The sequence below is a fragment of the Kitasatospora sp. NPDC015121 genome (assembly GCF_055562955.1).
On the sequence record NZ_JBVHEH010000093.1, the window covers coordinates 1 to 3,358 of the forward strand.

Sequence of the window (3,358 nt, forward strand, 5' to 3'; positions counted from 1 at the left end):
GCTGCGTGGTCCGGCGAAGGCGGTGGCGTCGAACATGGACGCGTCGTTGGAGGTGCCGACGGCGACGTCGGTGCGTGCGGTGCCGGCGAAGTTGCTGATCGACAACCGGATCGTGATCAACAACCACCTGCAGCGCGCGCGGGGCGGGAAGGTGTCCTTCACGCACCTGATCGGTTACGCGCTGGTGCGGGCGGTGAAGGCCAACCCGGGGATGAACCACTCCTACCGGGTGGAGGACGGCAAGGCGTTCCTGGTCAAGCCCGCGCACGTGAACCTGGGCCTGGCCATCGACCTGGTCAAGCCCAACGGTGACCGGCAGCTGGTGGTCGCGGCGATCAAGAAGGCCGAGACGCTGGACTTCTTCGGGTTCTGGCAGGCGTACGAGGACATCGTGCGCCGGGCCCGGGCGAACAAGCTGACGATGGACGACTTCACGGGGGTGACGGTCTCGCTGACCAACCCCGGGGGGATCGGCACGGTGCACTCGGTGCCGCGCCTGATGCAGAACCAGGGCACCATCGTGGGCGTCGGCGCGATGGAGTACCCGGCGGAGTTCCAGGGCTCCTCGCCGGAGACGCTGGCGCGTCTGGGCGTGTCGAAGACGATGACGCTGACCTCGACCTACGACCACCGGGTGATCCAGGGCGCGGCGTCGGGTGAGTTCCTGCGTTCGATCCACCAGTTGCTGCTGGGCGCGGACGGCTTCTACGACGAGGTGTTCGAGTCGCTGCGGATTCCCTACGAGCCGGTGCGGTGGGCCACGGACGTGGCCACCACGCACGACGACGAGGTGAACAAGACCGCGCGGGTGATGGAGTTGATCCACTCCTACCGGGTGCGCGGGCATTTGATGGCGGACACCGATCCGTTGGAGTACATGCAGCGCAAGCACCCGGATCTGGATGTCACCACGCACGGGTTGACGTTGTGGGACCTGGAGCGGGAGTTCGCGGTCGGGGGGTTCGGCGGGCAGAAGATGATGAAGCTGCGCGACATCCTGGGCCTGTTGCGCAACACGTACTGCCGCACGGTGGGTATCGAGTACATGCACATCCAGGACCCCGCGCAGCGCCGGTGGCTGCAGGAGCGTCTGGAGAAGCCGTACACGAAGCCGGAGCGGGAGGAGCAGTTGCGGATCCTGCGCCGGTTGAACTCGGCGGAGGCGTTCGAGACGTTCCTGCAGACGAAGTACGTGGGGCAGAAGCGTTTCTCGTTGGAGGGCGGGGAGTCGCTGATCCCGTTGCTGGACGCGACGATCGACGCCGCGGCCGAGCACCGTCTGGACGAGGCGGTGATCGGGATGGCGCACCGGGGCCGGTTGAACGTGCTGGCGAACATCGTGGGCAAGCCGTTCGGGAAGATCTTCGGTGAGTTCGAGGGGAACTTGGACCCGAAGTCGATGCACGGGTCGGGTGATGTGAAGTACCACCTGGGGTCGGAGGGGACGTTCACGGGCCTGGACGGTGAGACGATCAAGGTCTCGTTGGCGGCGAACCCCTCGCACCTGGAGACGGTGGACCCGGTGGTGGAGGGTATCGCCCGGGCCAAGCAGGACATCTTGGACTTCGGGGGCACGACGTTCCCGGTGCTGCCGATCCAGATCCACGGGGACGCGGCGTTCGCGGGGCAGGGCGTGGTGGCGGAGACGCTGAACATGTCGCAGCTGCGCGGCTACCGCACGGGTGGGACCGTGCACGTGGTGGTCAACAACCAGGTGGGTTTCACCGCCGCGCCGGCGTCTTCGCGTTCGTCGATGTACTGCACGGACGTGGCGCGGATGATCGAGGCGCCGATCTTCCACGTCAACGGGGACGACCCGGAGGCGGTGGTGCGGGTGGCGCGCCTGGCTTTCGAGTTCCGCCAGCAGTTCCACAAGGACGTGGTCATCGACTTGATCTGCTACCGGCGGCGCGGGCACAACGAGGCCGACAACCCGTCGTTCACGCAGCCGTTGATGTACGACCTGATCGACAAGAAGCGTTCGGTGCGCAAGCTCTACACCGAGGCGCTGATCGGGCGCGGTGACATCACCATGGAGGAGGCCGAGCAGGCGCTGCAGGACTTCCAGGGGCAGTTGGAGAAGGTCTTCGCGGAGGTCCGCGAGGCCACCGCCGCGCCGGCGCCGGTGGAGAGCGGCCGCCCCAGCGCGGACTTCCCCGTCTCCTTGCAGACCGGCATCTCCGCCGAGATGGTCAAGCGCATCGCCGCCTCCCAGGTCAACCTGCCCGACTGGCTGACCGTCCACCCGCGCCTGCTGCCGCAGCTGCAGCGCCGGGCGGCCTCGGTGGAGGACGACACCATCGACTGGGCCACCGGCGAGGCCCTGGCCATCGGCTCCCTGCTGATGGAGGGCCACCCCGTGCGCCTGGCCGGCCAGGACTCCCGCCGCGGCACCTTCGGCCAGCGCCACGCCGTCCTCATCGACCGCAACACCGGCGAGGACTACACCCCGCTGATGTACCTCACCGAGGACCAGGCCCGCTTCACCGTCTACGACTCCCTCCTGAGCGAGTACGCGGCGATGGGCTTCGAGTACGGCTACTCCCTCACCCGCCCCAACGCGCTGGTGATGTGGGAGGCCCAGTTCGGCGACTTCGTCAACGGCGCCCAGACCATGGTGGATGAGTACATCGCCTCCGCCGAGCAGAAGTGGGGCCAGCACTCCGGCGTCACCCTCCTGCTCCCCCACGGCATGGAGGGCCAGGGCCCCGACCACTCCTCCGCCCGCCCCGAGCGCTTCCTGGCCCTGTGCGCCCAGGACAACATGACCGTGGCCATGCCCACCCTGCCCTCCAACTACTTCCACCTGCTGCGCTGGCAGGCCCACAACCCCCACCACAAGCCGCTGATCGTCTTCACCCCGAAGTCGATGCTGCGCCTGAAGGCCGCCGCGTCGGCCACCAGCGAGTTCCTCACCGGCGCCTTCCGTCCCGTCATCGGCGACAGCACGGTCGACCCGGCCCGGGTGCGCAAGGTGGTCATCACCTCCGGCAAGTTCTACTACGACCTGGACGCGGCCCGCACCGAACGCGGCGTCGACGACACCGCCATCGTCCGCGTCGAACGCCTCTACCCCCTCCCGGTCGCGGAACTGCAGGAGGAGCTGGCCCGCTACGGCCAGGACGTCCAGTTCGTCTGGGCCCAGGAGGAACCCGCCAACCAGGGCGCCTGGCCCTTCATCGCGATGAACCTCGTCGACCACCTCCAGGTCGTCATCGGCCGCACCGGCGGCAACGCCCGACTGCGCCGCGTGGCCCGCACCGCCTCCTCCGCGCCCGCCGTCGGCTCCGCCAAGCGCCACACCGCCGAACAGCGCGCCCTGGTCGACGAGGTCTTCTCCCTCTGACCCCACCCCCGC

1 protein-coding gene is annotated in these 3,358 nt (G+C 68.4%); it reads left to right on the forward strand.

Annotation, left to right across the window (positions count from 1 at the left end; genetic code table 11):
* The first annotated feature begins 1 nt into the window (after position 1).
* Entirely contained in the window at positions 2-3,346 is a 3,345-nt protein-coding gene (locus ACZ3J7_RS40915; protein WP_465628476.1) for a multifunctional oxoglutarate decarboxylase/oxoglutarate dehydrogenase thiamine pyrophosphate-binding subunit/dihydrolipoyllysine-residue succinyltransferase subunit, read from the forward strand.
* Positions 3,347-3,358: the final 12 nt, after the last annotated feature.